Here is a 2,346-nt window from a genome sequence, read left to right on the forward strand (position 1 = left end):
CGCGCGCCGCGGCGGCGGCGGCGGTCGCGGCCGCGAGATCTCCGGCATGATCCCGGCCTGGGCGAGGCTGTCGTCCAGATCCTGGTAGAGCTTGCCGACCCCGGCGGTGAAGTCGCGTTCGCACAGCTTGATCAGCACCAGCCGCACTTCCGGGGCCAGGTCGCTGGTGGAGAACGCGGCATGCACGGCCACGCCGATGTGTTCGGGGCCGATCGGGTTGGTGTCCGCATCCAGCTCCAGGCCGCCGGCGATCCAGCCCAGGCGCCGGTCGATGCGGGTCAGCACCGGCTTCCATTCGCGCAGCAGCACGCTGGCGAGGTTGCGTACCGCCAGCCGCGATTCCAGCTCGTGTTCGGAGATCAGGCTCAGGCCCTGCCCATAGCCGGCCAGGGCGACTTCGGCCGAGAGCGGCGCGCCGGCCTCCAGCGCCTCCCAGGCCGTATGCAGCTGGGCGCGGAAGCGCGCGGCGATCTCGTCGCGACGGCGGCGCAACTCGCGCATGCCGTCGAGGAACAGCAACTGCGACGCGCCGGCACTCTCGGCGCGATCGAACAGCACGTCGTCGAAATGCGCCAGCGCCGCGGCGAAGGCCTGGCCCAGCACTGGCAGCATGCCCTCGCGCGCCTGCGTCAACAGGCGCGGGTCACGCGCCGGGTGTGCGTGCGGGCTGGGGCTGAAACTCATGCGCGACGGCTCCGCGCCATGGACGGCGCCAGATAGAAGAAAGGTGGAAGACGATCGGACGCGGCCCCTGTTTCCGCTCCTGCATGGTAGGCAAGGTGTCTGAACAGCGACCGTGATGCGCTGCGCATTTCTGGCTCCAGAACGTGACCTCGTGCAGGATCGTAGGCATGGAAGGCGTCACTACGGCGGCAATGCGGCATGAATACGGCACGCCCGTCGAGGATCAGGCCGCCACCGCCACCCGTTCCAGGCGGTCGACCACGCCCTGCATGGCGCTGTAGAAGGCATCGTCGTCGCGATGCAGGCGCAACCGGTCCAGCCGCGCCATCACTGCCAGCGCCTCGGCCGAGGCGACGCACAGCCGCCCGCCGCGGCGGTTGACGAACAGCAGGCGCGCCGAGATCGGGCTCACCCAGGTCAGCTTGCCGGGCTGCACGCGGCCTTCGCGGTCGACGAAGTCCAGCCAGGTTCCCAGCGGCAGGGTGCGGAAGTAATCGGCGGTGATGTGGTCGAAATCGGTGGCCTGGGCCGGTTCCGGCAGTGCCGGCACGGTCTCGGCGGCGGGCGGCTCGGGCACGTCCACGCCCGTCGCCGGCAGCGCGGCCTGCAGCGGCCGCGCGTGCGCCAGGTCGTCCAGCGCCGTGTGCAGGGCCTGCCAGGCGGCTTCGGCCGCCGCGGCGTCCAGGCCGACGCTGGTCCACAGCCGGGTCAGCTCGGCATGTTGCGGCTGCAGCCAGCCTTCTACCGGCACCGCACCGTTCCGGGCCTGGCGGCACTGCGCCAGCACCGCATCGCCCAGCGCCAGCGCCGCGGCGAGCGCGCTGCCCTGACCGTCGTCGCGCAAGGCCGACTGCTGCACGTACTGGCACCAGGACTGGCGCAGGAAGGCCTCGATGGGAAGCGGCACGGTCAGGTCGTCGCCGGCCTGTTGCAGCAGATCGTGCAGGGCCTGCGCGGCGCGCTGCCGGGCGACCTCGCGGCGTTCCTCCGCCCGTTGCAGTTCGGCCGCGCGCCGCTCGGCGATCTCCACCCGGCGCCGGTACTGCTCGTAGGCGCTGCCGAACTCGGCCTCCAGCGCCAGGAACACCGCCAGGTGCTCGTCGAAATCGCGCACCACCCGCTCCACCGCCGCCTGCGCCTGCGCCAGCAGCGCCTGCTCCGGGCCGGTGCTGCCGGCATTGCCGTCGCAGGCGTCGGCGAGCAGATTGAGCAGGCGCCGCGCCGGATGCCCGTCGCGCACGAACAGGCGGCCGTCGATCAGCGCCACCTTGGCCATCGGCACCAGCATCTGCCCCAGCAGTTCGCGCTGCGCGGGTTGCAGCACGCATTCCTCCAGCATCACATCGAACAGCAGGCCGACCAGATCCAGGGTGTCGGCATCGGCCGGATCCAGGCAGGTGCTGGCCGGGTCCAGGCCGAGCGAGGCGCCGATACCGGCGATCTGCCGGCGCAGGCCCAGCGCCAGCGGGCCGCCGTGTTCGCAGACCGCGGCGAACCCGGCCAACGGCATGGTCTGCAGCAAAGACAGCACCGACAGCAGCTCGCGCGGCGACAGGCAGCGCCGGCCGTCGCCCAGGCCCGCGTCCGGCTGCGCCTCATGCAGCAGCGCGCGCAGCGCCGGCGGCAGCACCTCCTGCTCGTTGCGCGCGTGCGCATCCAGGG

Annotated in this window: 2 protein-coding genes; both read right to left on the reverse strand. The window is 72.2% G+C overall.

The genetic code is table 11. The features are described from left to right. Positions 1-684 (reverse strand): DUF1631 family protein (locus D180_RS10400; protein WP_043090777.1); only part of this gene is annotated, 684 nt, incomplete at its 3' end. A 223-nt stretch (positions 685-907) separates the two neighbouring features. Continuing rightward, positions 908-2,346: DUF1631 family protein (locus tag D180_RS10405; protein WP_017912741.1), on the reverse strand; the 1,439-nt coding region annotated here is incomplete at its 5' end.

It is taken from the genome of Xanthomonas sp. SHU 166, from assembly GCF_000364685.1.
GTDB classification, from domain to species: Bacteria; Pseudomonadota; Gammaproteobacteria; order Xanthomonadales; family Xanthomonadaceae; genus Xanthomonas_A; species Xanthomonas_A sontii.